Raw genomic sequence first — 19,916 nt, 5'->3', positions numbered from 1 at the left:
TTTTTCCTTGGTGAAACACCAGCGCAACACGCATCCACAGGACGCACGCAGGTCATGGCATAACATTTATTCTTGGTTGGATCGGAAGGAGTGCGATGGCGGCAGGGGGAAGGCGGCCCACTCGATTCGGAGGTCGCGCGGCAACAGAGTAAGGTGGCCACGCATTGCTATTTCTGACTTACAAGGTTACAGGGAATATTTACGCGTATCAATAAATCGCTGAAAAAAATCACGCTTTATCACATCAGGATGATGTTTTTCCGAGAAGAAATAATAAAATCGCAATAATCAACCATTATCAATCATATTGTTATGTAATGATGGGAGATAACTGCAGAGCTTGTTATCATCGCGAGCCTCGCCATAGCGCACACCCTACTTGCGGCGCTGTCGATCTTAGCCTTGCCATGACCCAGAATTTTTTCCAGACCTTTATCCTGCTGTTGCTTGTCACCGATCCATTTGGCAACGTGTCGCTGTTCGTCAATGCCCTGAAACGCGTGCCGGTGGCGCGCCGCTGGAAGGTGGTGGTGCGCGAATGCGCGATTGCCTTTGGCATCTTGCTGGTCTTTATGTTTTTTGGCCGCCATTTCCTGAAAGCCATGCAATTGTCGGAAGTGGCGCTGCGCATCGGCGGCGGCGTGATTCTGTTTCTGATCGCCATGCGCATGGTGTTTCCACAGCCCTCGAACGGCAATGCGGAAGCCGACCTGGCCGACGAGCCATTTATCGTGCCGCTGGCCATTCCCGCCTTGGCGGGCCCGTCGGCACTGGCCACGGTGCTGCTGTTTTCCTCGCATGAAATCGACGAAGTGATTGCGCACGTTGCCGGTTTGAGCGCCGTGGCCATGGTCTGGCTGGCGGTGTTTTTGAGCGCCGAGCGGCTGCAGCGCGCGCTGGGGCCACGTGTGATGACAGCCTTCGAGCGCCTGATGGGCCTGATCCTGACGGCAATGGCGATTGAAATGCTGCTGGCCGGCATACGGGCCTTTTTGAAATCGATCTGACGGGAGCCAACCATGAGCCGCACCGCGCATATTTGCCTGATGGCACAGTACAACCAGTGGATGAACGCCAAGGTGTATGCGGCGGCAGCGGGTCTCGCCCCTGGCGAGCTGCAGCGCGAACGCGGCGCCTTTTTCGGCTCGCTGCTGGGCACGCTGAACCACCTGCTGTGCGGTGACACCCTGTGGCTGCAGCGCTTTGCCGCGCACCCGGCCGGCTTCCCCTTGCTCGACCCGGTACGCGCGATCCGTCCGCCCGCCTCGCTGACCGAGCCGCTGTTTGACGACTTTGCCGCCATGCATGCGCACCGGCTATGGCTCGATCAGGTGATTGTCGACTGGGCGGCGTCGATCAACGAAGACGAGCTTGACCACCTGCTCGACTACCGCAACAGCAAGGGGCCGAACCGGCGCCATTTCTTCAGCCTGCTGATGCATTTCTTTAATCACCAGACCCACCATCGCGGCCAGGCCAGCACCCTGCTGTCGCAGGCTGGCGCCGAACTTGGCGATACCGATTTGCTGTTTTGCATACCGAGCCAGTTGCCAGGCTGACTGCCCTCTGCACACCCTTGCAATGGCAGGCGCCGGCATATCTAAAACGACGAGTTCGCTTAAGCGTTTTCTCGTTGTTTCCACACGACAACTCAGTTTCAATACTGCATTTTTTCTAACTATTTTTTGATCTGATACATTTTTTTGTATTGCCCTGTGTTTTTTTGAGGAACAATTGCAGCCTTGCCGCGCTAAGTGATAACACGTAGCGCCTGGCCTCCACGTTCCCGCAAAAACGAAAGCAATCATGTCCCTTAAAAAATTCAATATTGGCACGCGGCTCGGTATTGGCTTCGCTGTCGTCCTTGGCCTGCTGGTGGCCGTATTGCTGGTCGGCCTGTATTCCGTGGCAAAACTGAGCGAGCGCACGCATGACATCGTGACCGATAAAAACGTCAAGATGGCGGCGGCCAATACCATGAGTGACAACGTGCGCAGCATTACGCTGGCCATTACCAGCGTGGTGGTTGCTGCCGATGATGCGCAGGTACAGGCTCAGCTCGACAAGATCGGCGACGCGCGCAAAAAATATGGTGCGGCCAAGGAAACGCTGCAGCAGAAAGTATCGACCGACCGCGAGGCGGCCTTGATGAGCGAACTCGACGCCGCCTTGAAAGCGGGCGCACCGATGAACAACAAGGTGGTCGAGCTGCGCAAGGCGGGCCAGACAGAAGAAGCCGTCAGCTACCTGACCCGCGAAGCGGCGCCCAGCCTGAACCGCGTGCTCAAGGCGCTCGACAGCCTGGTGGCCTATGAAGGCGAACAGGCGGCGCAGGCGGCCATGGATGCGGAAGCCGTCAGCCACAGCGCGCGCAATTTCATGCTGATACTCGGTTCGGTGGCGGTGCTGCTGGGCGCTTTTGTTGCCTGGATCATTACGCGCTCGATCACCCATCCGATCAATGCGGCCGTGGCGGTGGCCGAAACGGTGGCCTCGGGCGACCTGTCGTCGCAGATCGTGGTCGACTCCAGCGATGAGACCGGCCGCCTGCTCGGTGCGCTCAAAGCCATGAACGACAGCCTGCTGGGCGTCGTGGCGCAAGTGCGCCACGGCACCGATGCAATTGCTACCGCGTCGAGCGAAATTGCCTCGGGCAATCACGACCTGTCGTCGCGCACCGAAGAGCAGGCCAGCTCGCTGGAAGAAACTGCGTCGGCCATGGAAGAACTGACCTCCACCGTCAAGCAGAACGCCGACAATGCGCGCCAGGCCAATGTGCTGGCGCAAAACGCCTCCGAAGTGGCAGTGCGCGGCGGCAATATCGTCTCGCAGGTGGTCGACACCATGGGCACCATCAATGCGTCGTCGAACAAGATTGTCGATATTATCGGCGTGATTGACGGCATTGCTTTCCAGACCAATATCCTGGCCCTGAACGCGGCCGTGGAAGCGGCGCGCGCCGGCGAGCAGGGTCGCGGTTTTGCGGTGGTGGCGTCGGAAGTGCGCAACCTGGCGCACCGCTCGAGCCAGGCCGCCAAGGAAATCAAGGAACTGATCGCCGCCTCGGTGGCGAACGTGGAAACCGGCTCGCGCCTGGTCAACGACGCCGGCCAGACCATGGGCGATATCGTTGACAGCATTGTGCGCGTGACCGACATCATGGGTGAAATCACTTCGGCCACGCATGAACAGACGATCGGCATCGAGCAGATCAACCTGGCCATTACGCAGATGGATGAAGTGACCCAGCAAAACGCGGCGCTGGTGGAAGAAGCGGCGGCGGCCTCGCAAAGCATGCAGGAGCAGGCCGGCGAGCTGGCCCATGTGGTGGGCTTTTTCAAGACCGGCCATGCGGTGGCCGCACCCAAGCTGGCCGCCGTACGCAGCAGCCGGCCGGCAGCACGCAGCGTGCCATTGGCGCCATTGGTCACATCAGCGCCAGCCAGGGCAAAGCTGGCGCGTCCGGCGCGCAAAGTGGCCGCAACGGCAACGGCAGCAGCGCCGGCCAGCAGCAAGCCAGCCGAAAGCGAGTGGGAAGAATTTTAAGCAGTCGTTACGCTTGAAACAATGAAAGCCAGGCAGAAGTTTCCGCCTGGCTTTTTTTTCGACTTTTTTGCCCTGAAAAGACCCCCCGGGCACAAACGCATAAAACACGCGGGCCGCATACGCTTTACAATCCCCGCTCGCTTTACAAATTATTGGTCATCATGAATCAGGCAGAACAGCAGCGCCTCCTGGCTATCCTGGAGTATTGGCACAAGATCGAATTCTTTATCCCGTTTGACCTGAATCAGATTACGGACGTGGAAGACCAGTCCAGCGTGCGCCTGCTGCAGCGCGAACACCTGGCTGCCCTGCCGCCGCAGTTCTTCCTGAACTGGCAGGTGCCGTCCGGCTACGAGATCGACAGCTTCGGCCTGTTCCTGGGCGTGTTCGACAAATCGGAAGTGAACCGCGTCTGCACCGCCTCGGGCGCGCCCGAATCGATGGCCGAACTGGAAAAGACCGAACTGGCCGGCCGCACCTGTTTTGCCCGCATCAATCTCAATGCGCTGGGCGAGCCGCTGTTCGATCCGGTGTCGGTATCGACCCTGCCATGGGCGCTGGGCCGCCCGCGCGACGTGGCCTGGAGCGGCCTGAACCTCGACGCCTTTGCCGACAGCCAGCTGGCGCTGCAGGACAGCCTGCGCGACTTTGCCGCCGCACGCACGCCGATGGTGGTCAGCGATGAAGCCGGCAATACGTCGACGCCGCTGTCGGGCATGGAAATCGCCGCGCTGGCCGACCTGCTGCGCGACTGGGCCAATTTCCACCCGTCGGCAGCGCAGCCGCTGGCCGTGCTCGAAGTACGCACGCGAAAAAAACGCCCACCAAAGGATGCCGATGCACCCGAGGCCAACCGCACGCTCGACTTTGGCGACCCGGTCGAGCCGTCCATCGATATTCTCAACAGTTTCTACCTGGACGACCTGGAACAGATTATCCGCGCCTTGCGTGGCGGCAAGGTGCCCGCCACGCTGGCCGCCTACCTGACGCCGCTGGCGCAGGAAGAGCGTATCGACCTGTACAGCCCGGCCGGACGCAGCGCGCTGGCCGCCATGCTCAATCCGGCCAATATGCAGCGCGGCCACTGGCTGGAAGACTCCGGCTATGCACTGTCGCTGATGCAGCAGTTCGCCATCAACGGTGCGCGCACCGGCGTGGCCGAGCGCGGCATCTTTTCCGTCAACGGCCCGCCAGGTACCGGCAAGACCACCTTGCTGCGCGAACTGTTTGCCGACAATATCGTGCGCCGCGCCAGCGTGCTGGCCTGCCTGGACCGCGCAGCCGACGCCTTTATCGGCAAGGTCGCGGTCGCCTTCGAGGGCGTGCGCGATCCGATCACGATCGCCCGTCTGCGCCCGGAGCTGACCGGCTTCGAGATGGTGGTGACGTCGTCCAACAATGCGGCGGTGGAAAACATCTCGACCGACCTGCCCAAACCCAAACAGCTGGGCAAGGAATGGGCGCGCACGCGCTATTTTGAAAGCGTGGCGCGGCGCGTGGCGGCCGACGGCAACGGCGCCAATCACCAGTTGACCGACGAAGAAGCGCCGTGGGGTTTGATTTCCTGCGCGCTCGGCAACGGCCGCAACCGCCACCGCTTTATCAGCAATTTCTACGACGACGACTGGGACAAGACCACGCCGCGCAAGACGGTGCATATGCAAAATATCCGCCAGTGGCTGGCCAGCCACCAGGGCATCAGTTTTGCGCAGGCGGCGCGTGAGTTCCGCGAAACCGAACATGTGGTGGAAAAGGCGCTGGCCGAGCAGGCGCAATACGCAGCGCTGTGGCAATCGGTGGGGACCTGTACCGAAGAACAGTTCCTGCAAAACAGCGTCGAGGCGCTGGCGCTGGCCGAACAGGAAATGCAAGCGAGCAGCGAGGCGCTGGAACAGGCGCTGACGCAACAGGACACTTTGCTGGCTGCCAAGAAAGCGTTGCAGGAAGACGAGCGCCTGGTAGGCCTGACGCAGCCGGGCTTTTTTGCGCGCCTGTTTCGCACCGCCAAGGCGCGCGCCTACCAGGCGGCCGTGCAGGCCAATGCCGAAGCGCAACGCCAGACGGCACGCGACATTTCCGCCGTCAAGCTGCTGCTCAAGGGCGAACTGGAGCCGCGCTGCGAGCGCGGCCGCAACGGCCTGCACGATGCGCTGAGGATTGCCCAGTCGCGCAGTCGCGAATGGGAAGACAATACCGAAATGCTGCGCCGCGCGCGCCTGCGCTTTACCACGCTGGTGGCGCCCGATTCGCTCGAAGAACTCGACAGCGAAAAGTTGCAGATCAACGGCCTGTGGCATGAACCGGCGCTGGCGCGCCTGCGCTCGCGCCTGTTTGCCAAGGCGCTGGCGCTGCATGAAGCATGGCTGGCCGAAGTGGCCAAAAAGGGCGGCCCCGGCTTTGGCGGCAACCTGCTGGCCGTGTCCAAGCTGCTGAAGAACAAGCGCGCCTATGACCAGTCGCATATTCCGATGGTCTGGCAGAGCCTGTTCATGGTGGTGCCGGTGGTGTCGACCACCTTTGCCTCGTTTGCACGCCAGTTCCGGGGCATGGGGCCGGAGTCGTTGGGCTGGCTGTTTATCGACGAAGCCGGCCAGGCGCCGCCGCAGTCGGCCGTGGGCAGCCTGTGGCGCGCCAGGCGCGCGGTGGTGGTGGGCGATCCGCTGCAGATCGAGCCGGTATTTACGGTGCCGGGCAGGCTGGTGCAGTTCCTGTCGAACCTGTCGCCGCATACCCAGGACGGCCGCTATGCGCCGACCGGCGTATCGGTGCAAAGCCTGGCCGACCAGGCCAACCGCCACGGCGCGCTGGTCGGCGCCCACAGCACCCAGCCGCTGTGGATCGGCAGCCCACTGCGTGTGCATCGCCGCTGCGTCGAGCCGATGTTCTCGCTGGCCAATGCGATTGCCTATGAAGACAAGATGGTCTATGGCCTGGCCGAACGTATGCCACCGGCAGGCAGCCGTGGCCTGACGCGCGGCCCGAGCCGCTGGATCGACGTGGCCGCGCCCGTCAGCTACAAGCAGGTGGTGCCGCTGCAGGTCGAGTTCGTGCTGGAAGTGCTGCTCAAACTGTACCGCCGCGACGGCAAGCTGCCGGCCCTGTATCTGATCACGCCGTTCAAGGCCATGCGCAACGAACTGCGCGCGCGCATCATGGACCTGGACTGGGACCGCCGCCTCGGCTACGGCAGGTCACCGACCACGCACGAACTGCGCCAGTGGTGCAGCAAGATGGTCGGCACCGTGCACACCTTCCAGGGCAAGGAACAAGGCGTGGTGATGCTGGTGCTGGGCGCCGACGACAGCACGATGGGCGCCGCGCAATGGGCAGCCGCCACCCCGAACCTGCTCAACGTGGCGCTGACACGCGCCCAGCACTACATCTACATCGTCGGCAACCCGCGCGTCTGGGGCCAACTGCCGCATTTCTCCGCCGCCTGCGCCCAGCTTGCGCATACCGATGTGCATGAGTTTTTGGTGGAGATGGCCTAACGCGGGGTCAGTTCCGCCATTGCGACACGGCCTCGGCCGTAGGTCGGCTTAGCGTAGCGTAAGCCGACGTTTCGGCAGCAACACCATGTCGGGTTACGCCGTGCCGGCTAACCCGACCTACGAAAAACGATGCAACACAACCATCCGGGGCTACCGCGGGAACCGCAACGCAAACGTGGTGCCGCCCGCATCGGACACCACGCTGGCCTCGCCCCCATGCAGCGCCATAATGGCTTTGACGATTGCCAGGCCCAGGCCGCTGGAGGCGGCCGAATCGGTGCGCGAGGGGTCGGCGCGGTAAAAGCGCTCGAACAGGTGCGGCAGATGCTGCGCGGCAATGGCTGGCCCGATATTGGTCACACTGAGCGCCATGCCGCCGCCCGTGCCAGGATCGGCGCGCAGCACGATGCGGCTGCCGGGCGTGGCGTGGCGTATCGCGTTTGACAGCAGATTGCCCAGCGCGCGGCGCAGCAGTTGCGGCTCGGCCTGCACCGTGCCGCTGCCATGGCACACCAGCGCCAGCTGGCGTTCCTCGGCCAGGCCTTCGTAGAAATCAGCCAGCCGCGCAAATTCCTCGGCAATGGACAGCGCCTGCTTGTCCGGCAGCATCTCTTCATGCTGTGCGCGCGCCAGGAACAGCATGCTGTCAATCATGCGCGACAGGCGTTCCAGTTCTTCCACGTTCGACGACACCAGCTGCTCGTATTCGCCGCTGCTGCGCGGGCGCGCCAGCATCACCTGGCTTTGCCCGAGCAGATTGGTGACCGGCGTGCGGAACTCGTGCGCCAGGTCGGCCGAGAATTGCGACAGGCGCGCATAGCCCTCCTGCAGACGCGCCAGCATGGCGTTCAAGGCGCCGATCAGCGGCAGCAGTTCGGTCGGCGCGCCGCGCGCGTCAAGCTGCTGCTCCAGCTTGCCCGGGCGCACCAGCGCCGCATGCGCGGCAATGCTGTGCAGCGGACGCAGGCCGCGCCGCAACATCAGCGCAGCCAGCAGGGCCGCCAGCACGGCGCTGACGGCCACGGCAATAACGATCTGCCAGCGGTAGGCGGCAAACATGGCGCTGCGGTCGCCATACACGCGCGCCACGGAAATATCGGCCATCTGCGCCGGCTGGCCGATGCGCGCGCTGGCCACCACCAGCCGCGCCGGGTAACCGTCACGGCTGGTCCAGCTGACGATATCGCGCGCCGTCAACGGTGCATCCGGTGCTGCCGCCGGCGGCAGCACCAGGTTTTCATCGTGCGGGTTGACGTCGATCAACCGCGTGCCGTCGGCGCGCACGATGCGTACCAGCGAATTTTCCTGGCCGCTCATGGTGTCGCGGAAATACTGCGGCCGCTCGCGGATAATATCGAGCGTACCGGCATTGCCCAGCAACTGCTGGATCTGACGCATTTTCCCCAACAGCAAAATGTCGTCGCGCCGCTCGATTTCCATCACGAACGAGCGATACAGATAGACGCCCAACCCGGCCGACAGCAGCACCACGATCAGCACGAACACCAGCGTGACGCGCAGCGTCAGCGAATGGCTGGACTTGCTCATGGCGCACGCAGTTCGCAGACATAGCCCATGCCGCGCAGCGTATGGATCAGCTTGGGCTCGAACGGGTCGTCAAGTTTACTGCGCAGGCGGCGGATGGCCGCGTCGATCACATTGGTGTCGGTCTCGAAATTGATGTCCCACACCTGCGAGGCAATCGTCTGGCGCGACAGCACTTCGCCCTGGCGGCGCGCCAGCAGATGCAGCAGGCCGAACTCCTTGGCCGTCAGTGCAATGCGCTGGCCGCGCCGGCTGACCTTGCGCTTCATGACATCGATTTCCATATCGCCGATGCGGATGAATTCGTCCTCGCGCGGCGGCCCGCGCCGCAGCAGGGTGCGGATGCGCGCCACCAGTTCGGCAAACGCAAACGGCTTGACCAGATAGTCGTCGGCGCCCAGCTCCAGGCCCTTGACGCGGTCCTGCACTTCGTCGCGCGCGGTCAGGAACAGCACCGGTACGTCGGCCCCGGCCGCCTGCTGACGCAGCGCGCGCAGCACCTGCCAGCCATCCATCACCGGCAACATCACGTCGAGCACGATCAGGTCGGGCGCTTCGGTGGTAGCCATGTGCAGGCCGTCGCGGCCGTTGCGCGCCAGGCTGACCGCAAAGCCGGACTCGGCCAGACCGCGCAGCAGGTAGTCGCCCGTCTTCGGTTCGTCTTCTATGACCAGGATGCGCATGGCGGCTTTCTTGAGGAAATTGCGGCCATTTTACGCCCGCGCCGCGCGCTGGCAGATGATAAAGACGTCATGTACCGGTCATCTTCCTGTCGGGCACGCCTGCACATAATGGCGCCATCTGTTTGAAGGATGCCTTATGAAACCACTGTTATTGGCCAGCATTGTGCTGGCTGCATCAACGGCGCACGCACAGTTGCTGGGCGCGGCCGATATTTCTTCCGCTGCTGCGCGCAAGCTTGGCGATGCGGCGCTGGCTGCCTGCCAGGCGCAGGGACGGCAGATCGTGGTCACCGTGCTGGACCGCGGCGGCAATATCGTCAGCGTGCAGCGCGCCGACAGCGTCGGCCCGCACAACACCGAAGCGAGCCGGCGCAAGGCCTATACGGCGCTGTCGACCAAAAGCGACACCTGGGCGCTGGCCAATGCGGCGCGCAACAACCCCGACATGCAGAACCTGGCCAGCATGCCAGAACTGCTGCTGCTCGGCGGCGGCCTGCAGTTGAAGGCGCATGGACAAGTGGTCGGTGCCATCGGCGTGGCCGGTGGCGGCGGCGCCCTGCCCGACCGCGCCTGCGCCATGGCAGCAATTGCCGCACTGCCTGACCTCGATACCGTTAACCCATAATTAAAGGATACCCATGAAAACCTTGCGACAACTGACCCTGGCCATTTCCCTGGCCGCCCTGGCCGGCAGCGCGCTGGCGGCCAACCCGCTGAGCGTGCATATTCTCGACCTGCAAACCGGCCAGCCTACCGCTGGCGTGACGGTCACGCTGGAACAACAATCGGAGGATGGCTGGCAGCAACTGGCCAGCGGCGTGACCAACGCGCAGGGGCGCATTACGGAAATGTATCCGGCCGACAAGACCATGCAGGCGGGCGACTACCGCATCGTGTTCAAGACGGGCGAACACTATGCGCGGCTGAAACAGGAGACCTTCTTCCCGGAGATACCGGTGCAGTTCCATGTGGAAAAGACCGAACAGCATTACCATATTCCGCTGCTGCTCAGTCCTTTCGGATTTTCCACTTATCGGGGCAATTGAAGATGGCAATTGTCGGATTACGCTGCGCCTGTGGCGCAGCTAATCCGACCTACGCGACTCGACGTATCAGGGCAATTGAGCCAGGCAAGTCGAACCACGGCGCAGGGAATCAACCGAGCGATTTGGCGGTCTGGCCGAACAGCACGTTTTTGGCGTCGCCGCTGACGGTGGGTTGGGTATTGACTTCGGCGGCGCGGGCGTAGGCACGCACGGTGGCCGGGCGGGCGGCAATGTCGGCAAACCAGCGCGCCAGGTGCGGGAAGTCGGCCAGGTTCTGGCGTTGGCGCGCGTGCGGCGCGATCCACGGGTAGATCGCCATATCGGCAATGGTGTAGTGCTCGCCAGCTACATAGGCGCGGTCGGCCAGGCGCTTGTTGAGCACGCCATACAGGCGGTTCGTTTCATTCACGTAGCGGTTGATCGCGTACTCGATCTGCTCGGGCGCGTATTGCACGAAATGGTGGTTCTGGCCGGCCATGGGGCCCAGGCCGCCCATCTGCCAGAACAGCCACTGCATCACTTCGGCGCGTTCGCGCGCGTCCGATGGCAGGAACTGGCCGGTTTTTTCCGCCAGGTATTGCAGGATGGCGCCCGACTCGAACAGCGGCAGCGGCGCGCCGCCGTCGGCAGGCGCCTGGTCGACAATGGCGGGAATGCGGTTATTGGGCGCAATGGCCAGGAACTCAGGCTTGAACTGGTCGCCCTCGCCGATGCGCACAGGAATAATGTTGTAGTCGATGCCGGCTTCTTCCAGGAACATCGTCACCTTGTGCCCGTTGGGCGTGGTCCAGTAATACAGATCGATCATGGCGCTCTTTCTAAACTATGCGGGATGGCAGTTGCTTACACGAAAGAGTTATTCGCGCCGCAACTGGTGTGCATGGATATAATGCCACGTATGCGGAAAACAAGACGGCTGCTGGCCAGCTGCGCCTTTGAACCCAACGAAAGCCGACCATGCGCAAAATCCTGATCGTCTCGCTATGCCTGCTGCTGTCTGGCTGCGTCAAAGACTTCGCCATTTTCATGATCGATGGCCAGGACCATTCGCTGACGGTGCGCCGCCAGCAAAATTACTTTTGGCAAGATACGGTGGAAGTGCAGCTGATGGTCACCAACCTGCCCGACTGCCAGCGCCTGCATACGCTGTCGCTCGATGCGCCGGCCGATATCACGGTCGAGCTGTATTCAGCCGGCGGCGGTATCTTCAATATCCGCATGGACGATCAGTTGTGGCAGGCCGATACCAATGCCTGCAACAACCTGACCGAAATGGAAAACGATCCGAAAGCCGATCTGGGCCAAGCGGTGGGCAAGATCGAAGTACTGGACGACAAGCTGGAATTTACGCCGGCAGCGGCTGCCAGGCCGGCACCGGCGCAATAATTCTCAACCAACCGCTACGCTGCGCAGGCTCCGCTTGACGGCAGGCCGCAGCGCCGGCGCACTGCTTGCCACCACACGCAGGGGCGCTGCCGCATCCTGGGCCGACAATTTGAAGCGCGATACCAGTTGTGCCAGCACCGCGGCCTGCTCCTGCATGCTGCCGGCGGCCGCCGCCGCCTGTTCGACCAGCGCCGCATTCTGCTGCGTGACCGTATCCATTTCCGTAATGGCCTGGTTCACGTGACCGATGCCGGTGCTTTGCTCATGCGAGGCGGCGGCGATATCGGCCATGATGTCGGTTACGCGCGAGACACTGGCCACCACCTGATCCATCGTCGTGCCCGCTTGCGCGACCAGCGTGCTGCCGGCCGCAATGCTGTCGACCGAGGCGCCGATCAACGCCTTGATTTCCTTGGCCGCGCCAGCCGAGCGCTGCGCCAGGTTGCGCACTTCGGTGGCCACCACGGCAAAGCCGCGACCCTGTTCGCCGGCGCGCGCCGCCTCGACCGCTGCGTTCAGCGCCAGGATATTGGTCTGGAAGGCAATGCCATCAATCACGCCGATAATATCGACGATCTTGCGCGACGACGCGTTGATGGTGTCCATGGTGCCGATCACCTGCGAGACCACCGCACCGCCCTGGCGCGCCACGGTCGAGGCCGATTGCGCCAGCTCGTTGGCCTGCACCGCGTGGCCGGCGTTCTGCGTCACAGTCGAGGTCAGCTCTTCCATCGATGCAGCCGTTTCTTCGAGCGAGCTGGCCTGCATTTCAGTACGCGCCGACAGATCCATATTGCCGCTGGCAATTTCGCTCGATGCGGTGGCGATCGTCTCGGCGCTATGGCGGATTTCGGTAATCGCCGAAGCCAGGTTGTGCTGCATGGTTTTCATGGCAAACAGCACGCTGTGCTGGTCTTTGGCATGCGTATGGATTGCCACGCTCAGGTCATTGCCGGCAATTTTTTCGGCCACGCCAGCTGCATATTCGGGGTCGCCGCCCAGCGCACGGCGCAGGCTGCGGTTGATCATGGTGACCACGCCGGCCAGCAGCAGGCCGACCAGCACCAGCAGGCCCAGCGACGCTAACAGCGACTGGCGGAAGGCGGCGTCGATGTCGTCCATATACACACCCACCACGATATTCCAGTTCCATGGCTTGTAGGCGGCCACGCGCGAGAGCTTCGGTTCAGGCTGCTGCTGGCCCGGGCGCGGAAACGCGTAGCGCACAAAACCCTTGCCGGTTTCGCTCTTGCCCACGGCCACGATATCGCGGTAGAGATAGACGCCGTTGGCGTCCTTGAAGTCGGTCATGTTCTTGCCGTCGGTCTTGGGCGCGGCCGGGTTCATCACCACCACCGCGTCCGAATTGATGACGGCCAGGTAGCCGGTTTCGCCAAAACGCATGCTGCGGATCACATCAAGCGCGCGCTTTTGCGCTTCGGCCGTGGTGAGCGCGCCGCTGGCGGCCTGCTCGCCCAGCATCTTGACGGCGCCCAGGCCCAGGTCGGCGGCGTTGGCGATATCGGCGCTGCGCTCGTCGATGCGGATCTTGCGCACCTCGACCGCGTTGACGATAAAGATGGCCGTGATGCACAGCAGGCTGCAAATCAGGGGGATCCATAACTTCTGCTTGAACGTCATTTTACTCATGCTTGTCTCCAACTCTTATCGTATTTTGCAGTGGCATGGATAGCGCGCAAGGCTGCTGCAAAGCAGGCCATGCGGCGGCGCCGGCGCTCTGTCGGCGCGGTACGGACGCTTTCAGCATACGCTTGATTGAAGGCCATTTACAATGCCTTTGGGCAATGAATTTTTTTCAGGTGTTGTTAAATAGTTGCATAGAATGCAGCAACAACAAACATGATCATCCGGCAATTTTGGGTAGCCGAAAATTGTGTCAGAATGCGCGTTTGCTTTGCTGCAGCACACAAGAGAACGCCATGAACAAGAACGACGCCATCAAACGCATCAACGACCGGCTGGGCAAGCCGACTCTGACGGACAAGAATACGCATTTTTCCAGCGTGACGAACTATGGTACGGATGAGGGATGGTGGCTGAAGATACCGTTCCTGACGTTTCGCCAGGAACTGCATTTCATTTTGAACAATGAGAAAACCAAGAGCTTCCAGCACCTGAAGATCGGCGCCGGCCAGATACTGAGTCCGGGCATGAAGTTTCGCAGCACCGACGGCGCGGCCGACGCCTTCATGTCAGCCAGCGCACCAAAGCGCCTGATTGATCTGCTTGACGGTGGCAGCAAGTACAACTTCACCAAGCATCTGGTGAGCGAATACCGGTATTAACTCTCGCGCGCCAGCGCCAGAAATTCGGTGCGCATGCCCAGATTGGTTTGCATCTGGCCCAGCATGGCCGAGGTGATGGTTTCTTCGCCCGGCGTGCGGATGCCGCGGCTTTCCATGCACAGGTGACGGCAGCGTACGACCACGCCAACCGACTTTGGTTCCAGCACTTCCATCAGCGCGTTGGCGATCTGCATGGTCATGCGTTCCTGCACCTGCAGGCGCTTGGAGAAGCAATCGACCAGGCGCGTCAGCTTGGACAGGCCAACGATTTTGCCATTGGGCACATAGCCGATGGTGGCCTTGCCGAAAAACGGCGCCAGGTGATGTTCGCAATGGCTGTAGACGGGAATGCCGCGTACCACGATCAGCTCGTTGTATTGCTCGGCGCCGTCCTCGAACGCCTTGAGCAGCGTAATCGGGTCCTGGCCGTAGCCCGAGGTCCAGTGTTTCCAGGCTTTCGCCACGCGCGCCGGGGTTTCCAGCAGGCCGGGACGCTGCGGGTCTTCGCCGATGCTGGCGATCAGGCGGCGCCAGTCGTTCTCGGTAAATTCTTCTTGAGACATGCTACTTATCCTAAAATTTTTAATTGCCGACAGTATATAGAAATCTCTCGCAACTGCCCGGCTTGCCCTGCTTTTGATCAGACGCCAGGCGGCCGGTGCGCCTGCACCAGCAAGGCCGAAATCGACACGCTGGAGGTCGGCTCCGGCCACGCGTCGCCGGGCCCGAACCAGCGCGCTTCGGCAATTTCATTTTCATCGAGCCGTATCTCGCCATCGAGATAATCGGCGGTAAAGGCCAGCATCAGCGAATGGGGGAACGGCCACGACTGGCTCATGAAATACTGCAGATTGTGCACGCGCAAGCCCACCTCTTCCATCACTTCGCGGTGGATGGCTTCCTCTACCGATTCGCCCGCTTCGAGGAAGCCGGCCAGCGGGCTGTAGCGCTGCGACGGCGAATGCTTGTGCAGCGCCAGCAGCACCTGTTCACCCTTGCGTATCAGTACCATCATGGCCGGCGAGATGCGCGGATACGCCATCATGCCGCAGGCCATGCACTTGAAGCAGCGCTCACCCGGCTGGCGCACCATGGCGCCGGCGCACACGCCGCAATAACGGTGCGTGCGCGCCCATTCAGCCAGTTGCGCGGCGCGGCTGGCCAGGCCCAGGAAGGCATCGTCGACCACATTGAACAGCGAGCGCAGGCTTTGCCAGGCCAGCGTGGCGTGCTGCCCTTGCAGCACGGCTTCGTCGTCGACGGCCACGGTCTGGTAATAGCAGCCACTCCATGATCCGACCGGTTGCGCCGGCGTCAGGTCCAGCCCCAGCGCGGCCAGTTCATCGGCCGTGGCCAGCTTGAAGGTGGGCGTATGCAGCAGCAGGCGGCCGCGGTGAAACACAAAGGTCGAGGTATCGGCCGGCGCCGGCGGCGGTACGGGCGCGTCGATCAGGGGCAGAAAAGTGTCAGGCGTATGCAGCATGCAAGCTCGCAGGAAATCGTGGTGTTTCATCATACTCCGGCACGCCGATGCCTGCGCGCGGCGCAAATGGCACGCAAGGCAAGTGGTCGTAACAGCGTTTTTTTATAAGACATTGGAACGTTGCGTAAACGCTGCATAAATGCGACTCTAAACAAGACTGATAACGATTCTCATTTACGTAAATCCCACCAATTATTACAATGGCATACAGTTCGTATCCAGACCGACGACCGGCAGCAAGCCTTGCTGCCGCGCCAGCCAGGAACACCTTCCCTGACCATACCGAGAGAGCAAGATGGCAATCAAGAGCCGCAAACACGCCCCATCCCGTTTCAACCAGCACGTCGGCGCCGCCCTGGCCGTGATGCTGCTGCCCGTCGCCGCGCAAGCCGCAGGCCAGAACGCATCGCAGCAGACGCTGAACGAAGTCAAAGTAATCGGCACCCAGGAAAACGACTTCAAGGCCGACAAGGCCTCGTCGCCGAAGTACACCGAAGCGCTGGTCAATACGCCGCAAACCATCGTTGTCATCAAAAAAGAACTGATCGAACAACAAGGCGCGCTGACGCTGACCGATGCACTGCGCAACACCCCGGGCGTGGGCACCTTCTTCCTCGGTGAAAACGGCAACACCAATACCGGCGACGCGGTGTATATGCGCGGCTTCGATGCATCGAGCAGCATCTATGTCGATGGCGTGCGCGACATCGGCTCGATCTCGCGCGACGTGTTCAATATCGAACAGATCGACGTGCTGAAAGGCCCGGCCGGCACCGACAGCGGCCGTGGTTCGCCAACCGGCTCGATCAACCTGGTGTCCAAGACGCCACAACTGGAAAATGCGTTCAATTCGCTGATCACCGTTGGCAGCGGCAAGCAAAAACGTGCCACCGCCGACTGGAACCGCGTGATCGACGCCGACAGCGGCACCGCCTTCCGCCTGAACCTGCTGAAACAGGACAGCGGCAATGCCGCGCGCGATGAAGTCAAGAACGAGCGCTGGGCGATCGCCCCGTCGGTCACCTTCGGCCTGGGCAAGCCAACGCGCGTCACGGCCAGCTTCCTGCACGTGGACCAGGACAACGTGCCCGACGGCGGCGTGCCGACCATCGGCCTGCCTGGCTACGTCGGCCCGGACAATCCGGCCACCGCCACCGCCACCAATCCGGTGCGCACCTATATCAATTCGGCGCCGAAAGTCGATCCGAAAAACTTCTACGGCCTGGCATCGGACTATGACAAGGTCAAGGCCGACATGGTGACCGTCAAGGTCGATCATGATTTCTCGCCGAACGTGAAGCTGCAGAACATCACCCGCTATGGCAAGACCAAGCAGGATTACCTGCTGTCGGCTTTCATGGGCTCGGCTGCCAACCTGGTGACCAACAACGCGGCCCTGGGCGCTGTGCCGTCCAATCCGTCGACCTGGCTGCTGGCGCGCTCGAACCGCACCATCAAGGACCAGAAAAACACGGTCCTGACCAACCAGAGCACGATTACAGCGCAGCTCAACACCGGCGCCATCAGCCACTCGCTGGTGGGCGGCGTGGAATTTACGTCAGAGAAACAGACCAACTACAGCTACGTTGCCGCCAGCCTGGGCGCGTCGACTGTTGCTGCTGCGACCCGTACCATTCCACTGGCCAACCTGTACAACCCGAACCCGCATGAAAGCACCACCGTCTTCAAGCCGGTACGCAGCGGCGCCACCACCGACGGTGCGATCGACACGCAAAGCGCCTACCTGTTCGATACGGTCAAATTCAACGACCAGTGGCAGATCAGCGGCGGCGTGCGTGCCGACCATTTCAGCACCAAGTACAACGCCATTACGCTGCAAACGGCCGTCACGGCGCCTGCGCCTCAGCTGATTCCTGTCGGCACGCCACTGGGCACCAGCCTCTCGCTCAGCGATACGGTTTATAACGGCAAGATTTCAGCCCTGTACAAACCGACGCCGGACAGCAGCGTCTATGCGCTGTACTCGACCTCGAAAGCGCCGCCAGGCACCAACTTCACGCTGAGCACGGCAGCGAGCAGCGCGCAGAACCTGAGCTACGATCCACAGGAAACAACCACCAAGGAAATCGGCACCAAGTGGGACTTCCTGAAACAGAAACTGTCGCTGACGGCCGCCGTGTACCAGACCGAAGTGAAAAACGAAGTTGAACAGGACCCTGTCATCTCGACCATCTACTACCAGACCGGCAAGAAGCGCGTGCAAGGCCTGGAACTGGGCGTGGTCGGTGAAGTCATGCACAACTGGCTGGTCAGCGCCGGCTATGCCCGCATGAACACCAGCGTGGAATCGGGTCGCGTGGTCACCGCCAGCGGCGTCAACAACCTGTCCTACACGCCGAAAAACACCTTCACCAGCTGGACTTCGTACACCCTGCCCTTCGGCCTGAAAATCGGCGGCGGCGCACGTTACGTCGGCGAAATGCTGCGCGGCACCGACGGCGCCTATGGCACCCCGGCCAAGATCGATTCGTACTGGGTCATGGACGCCATGGCCAGCTATTCGGTCAACAAGAACCTGGACCTGCAGCTGAACGCCTACAACCTGGCCGACAAGACGTATGTTGCGGCCATCAACAAGAGCGGCTACCGCTACACGCCAGGCCAGCCACGTTCGTTCAGCGTAACGGCCAACGTCAAGTTCTAAACACCTGAACCACTTGTGGTACACCGGGGCCCTTCGCAAGAAGGGCCTTTTTTATTGTCCTGACAATCTTGCTTTTTAAGGCGCCCGGCCCTGTATGAAAACTCATACAGCCATGTCGTGCATCGTCCAAGATTTCGCGCAAAATGCTGCGCCTGCGGCTGGCGCACAACAGAAAATGGCAGAAAAATCATATAGTTACCAAGTTTTTTACCTACCGCCTGTTTCAGGCATATCCTTTGCTAAGTAAAGACTGCAGCACAAAAACGCTGGCATGCAAGAGCTTGTTAATAGGCAATACTTTCTCCAAGCTTAAGTAGTTGCTCGCAATTAATAATCCGCTCAAGCGGCGCTTTTCCTGGAGGAGTAGCAATGAAAAAGAAACGGCCATTAACCCTGTATATCCTGGTTGCCATGATCCTTGGCATTCTGGTGGGCTACGGTTGTCATACCGCGTTTCCCGATGCGGAAATGACCAAGAAAATCTCGGGCAATATTTCCATCATCACCGACGTCTTCCTGCGCCTGATCAAGATGATCATTGCGCTGCTGGTGTTTTCCACGCTGACGGTCGGCATCGCCCACATGGGCGATGGCAAGACGGCCGGGCGCATCGGCCTGAAAGCCATGTGCTGGTTCCTGGTGGCTTCGCTGGTATCGCTGGCGCTGGGCATGATCCTGTCGAACATCATGCAGCTCGGTACCAACCTGGGCCTGCCGCTGCCGGACGTGCATGCCTCGACCAATCTGAAAACGGCCGCCTTCACCATGAAGGACTTCTTTACCCATCTGGTACCGAAGTCGCCGATCGAGGCGATGGCCAACAATGAAATCCTGCAAGTGCTGGTGTTCTCGATCTTCTTTGGCGGCGCACTGGCCGGCCTGGGCGAGTCGGGCAAGGCGCTCACCAACGTGATCGACCAGCTGGCGCAAGTCATGCTGCGCATTACCGGCACCATCATGAACCTGGCCCCGCTGGCCGTATTTGCCGCCATCGCCTCGGTTGTCACTACCCACGGCCTGGGCGTGCTGGTCACGTTTGCCAAATTCATGGGCGGCTTCTACGTCGGCCTGATCTGCCTGTGGGCGCTGCTGATCGGCGCCGGCCTGGTGGTGATCGGCCCGCGCATCTTCAAGCTGGTCGGCCTGATCCGCGAACCGTTCCTGCTGGCGTTCTCAACTGCGAGCTCGGAAGCGGCTTATCCAAAACTGCTGACCGCGCTTGACCAGTTCGGCGTGGACCGCAAAATCTCGAGCTTCGTGATGCCACTGGGCTACTCGTTCAACCTCGACGGCTCGATGATGTACTGCACCTTTGCCGTGCTGTTCATTGCCCAGGCTTATGGCATCGACCTGTCGATCGGCACCCAGATCACCATGCTGCTGTTGCTGATGCTGACCTCGAAAGGGATTGCCGGCGTGCCACGCGCCTCGCTGGTGGTGATTGCCGCCACCCTGAACCAGTTCAACATCCCTGAAGCCGGCCTGCTGCTGCTGATGGGCGTGGACCAGTTCCTCGACATGGGCCGCTCGGCAACGAACGCCGTGGGCAATGCGGTTGCCACGGCCGTGGTGGCCAAGTGGGAAGGTGGCCTGGCCACCGAAGAAGAAGCAGCTGCAGCCAATGCAGCGAACATGAATACGGAAAGCCATTGGGGCGAAGCTGATCACGCTAACAAGGCTTAAACACCATGGCCCGCCACAAGCGGGCCATTTCTTTGGTCTCGATGTGTAGTAACAAGTAGTTCAATAGTGTGATCAATTATTA

The 19,916-nt window shown here is 61.4% G+C and carries 16 protein-coding genes; 10 read left to right on the top strand and 6 right to left on the bottom strand.

The genetic code is table 11. The annotated features are described in order from the left end of the window. Nucleotides 1-407: 407 nt before the first annotated feature. The 4 genes from GCM43_RS19725 to GCM43_RS19710 all read left to right on the top strand — a co-directional run bounded on the left by GCM43_RS19725 (nt 408) and on the right by GCM43_RS19710 (nt 7,037). Nucleotides 408-1,007 (top strand): MarC family protein, encoded by a 600-nt coding sequence (locus GCM43_RS19725; protein ID WP_152247451.1) that lies wholly within the window; start codon nt 408-410, stop codon nt 1,005-1,007. 12 nt (nt 1,008-1,019) lie between these two features. Further along, nucleotides 1,020-1,559, top strand: a complete 540-nt coding sequence (locus tag GCM43_RS19720; protein WP_152247449.1) for a DinB family protein — start codon at nt 1,020-1,022, stop codon at nt 1,557-1,559. A gap of 247 nt (nt 1,560-1,806) precedes the next feature. Beyond that, entirely contained in the window at nt 1,807-3,546 is a 1,740-nt protein-coding gene (locus GCM43_RS19715) for a methyl-accepting chemotaxis protein (protein WP_152247447.1), read from the top strand. A gap of 161 nt (nt 3,547-3,707) precedes the next feature. Further along, complete coding sequence (locus GCM43_RS19710; RefSeq protein ID WP_226929570.1) at nt 3,708-7,037, top strand: DEAD/DEAH box helicase; 3,330 nt, start codon at nt 3,708-3,710, stop codon at nt 7,035-7,037. Between the two features lie 150 nt (nt 7,038-7,187). Here the strand turns inward: GCM43_RS19710 and GCM43_RS19705 are convergent, their stop codons facing one another. Then, nucleotides 7,188-8,585: a heavy metal sensor histidine kinase gene (locus tag GCM43_RS19705; protein ID WP_152247443.1), complete on the bottom strand. Its 1,398-nt coding sequence runs from the start codon at nt 8,583-8,585 to the stop codon at nt 7,188-7,190. Beyond that, on the bottom strand, nt 8,582-9,265 hold the full coding sequence (locus GCM43_RS19700; RefSeq protein ID WP_152247441.1) for a heavy metal response regulator transcription factor: 684 nt from the start codon (nt 9,263-9,265) through the stop codon (nt 8,582-8,584). Before GCM43_RS19700 ends, GCM43_RS19705 begins: the two co-directional genes overlap by 4 nt. A gap of 136 nt (nt 9,266-9,401) precedes the next feature. Here GCM43_RS19700 and GCM43_RS19695 point away from each other — a divergent pair, with 136 nt between their 5' ends. After that, entirely contained in the window at nt 9,402-9,890 is a 489-nt protein-coding gene (locus GCM43_RS19695) for a GlcG/HbpS family heme-binding protein (protein ID WP_152247439.1), read from the top strand. A 13-nt stretch (nt 9,891-9,903) separates the two neighbouring features. Next, nucleotides 9,904-10,311: a hydroxyisourate hydrolase gene (uraH, locus tag GCM43_RS19690; protein ID WP_152247437.1), complete on the top strand. Its 408-nt coding sequence runs from the start codon at nt 9,904-9,906 to the stop codon at nt 10,309-10,311. A gap of 109 nt (nt 10,312-10,420) precedes the next feature. Here uraH and GCM43_RS19685 read toward each other — a convergent pair whose 3' ends face one another. Beyond that, a complete protein-coding gene (locus GCM43_RS19685) occupies nt 10,421-11,119 on the bottom strand; it encodes a glutathione binding-like protein (protein WP_152247435.1) in 699 nt (232 codons plus the stop codon). A 149-nt stretch (nt 11,120-11,268) separates the two neighbouring features. On the opposite strand from GCM43_RS19685, the gene GCM43_RS19680 reads away from it, so the two are divergent. After that, nucleotides 11,269-11,697, top strand: a complete 429-nt coding sequence (locus tag GCM43_RS19680) for a YdgH/BhsA/McbA family protein (RefSeq protein ID WP_152247433.1) — start codon at nt 11,269-11,271, stop codon at nt 11,695-11,697. 3 nt (nt 11,698-11,700) lie between these two features. On the opposite strand, the gene GCM43_RS19675 is transcribed toward GCM43_RS19680, so the two are convergent. Beyond that, on the bottom strand, nt 11,701-13,347 hold the full coding sequence (locus GCM43_RS19675) for a methyl-accepting chemotaxis protein (RefSeq protein WP_152247431.1): 1,647 nt from the start codon (nt 13,345-13,347) through the stop codon (nt 11,701-11,703). Nucleotides 13,348-13,637: 290 nt separating this feature from the next. Between GCM43_RS19675 and GCM43_RS19670 the strand changes: the two genes are divergently transcribed. Continuing rightward, entirely contained in the window at nt 13,638-14,003 is a 366-nt protein-coding gene (locus GCM43_RS19670) for a hypothetical protein (RefSeq protein ID WP_152247429.1), read from the top strand. On the opposite strand, the gene folE is transcribed toward GCM43_RS19670, so the two are convergent. Then, entirely contained in the window at nt 14,000-14,566 is a 567-nt protein-coding gene (gene folE, locus GCM43_RS19665) for a GTP cyclohydrolase I FolE (RefSeq protein WP_152247427.1), read from the bottom strand. The genes GCM43_RS19670 and folE overlap by 4 nt on opposite strands. Nucleotides 14,567-14,643: 77 nt before the next feature. Next, nucleotides 14,644-15,486, bottom strand: coding sequence for an NAD(+) diphosphatase (gene nudC / locus GCM43_RS19660; protein WP_152247425.1), 843 nt, complete (start codon nt 15,484-15,486; stop codon nt 14,644-14,646). A gap of 295 nt (nt 15,487-15,781) precedes the next feature. Between nudC and GCM43_RS19655 the strand changes: the two genes are divergently transcribed. Both GCM43_RS19655 and GCM43_RS19650 read left to right on the top strand, forming a co-directional pair. Then, complete coding sequence (locus GCM43_RS19655) at nt 15,782-18,151, top strand: catecholate siderophore receptor Fiu (protein WP_152247423.1); 2,370 nt, start codon at nt 15,782-15,784, stop codon at nt 18,149-18,151. 369 nt (nt 18,152-18,520) lie between these two features. Beyond that, on the top strand, nt 18,521-19,834 hold the full coding sequence (locus GCM43_RS19650) for a dicarboxylate/amino acid:cation symporter (RefSeq protein ID WP_152247422.1): 1,314 nt from the start codon (nt 18,521-18,523) through the stop codon (nt 19,832-19,834). The last annotated feature ends 82 nt before the right edge of the window (nt 19,835-19,916 follow it).

The organism is Janthinobacterium aquaticum (assembly GCF_009208565.1).
Taxonomy (GTDB): Bacteria; Pseudomonadota; Gammaproteobacteria; order Burkholderiales; family Burkholderiaceae_D; genus Janthinobacterium.
Note: the sequence above shows the minus strand (reverse complement) of the source record. Positions and strands in the feature narration are given on the sequence as shown.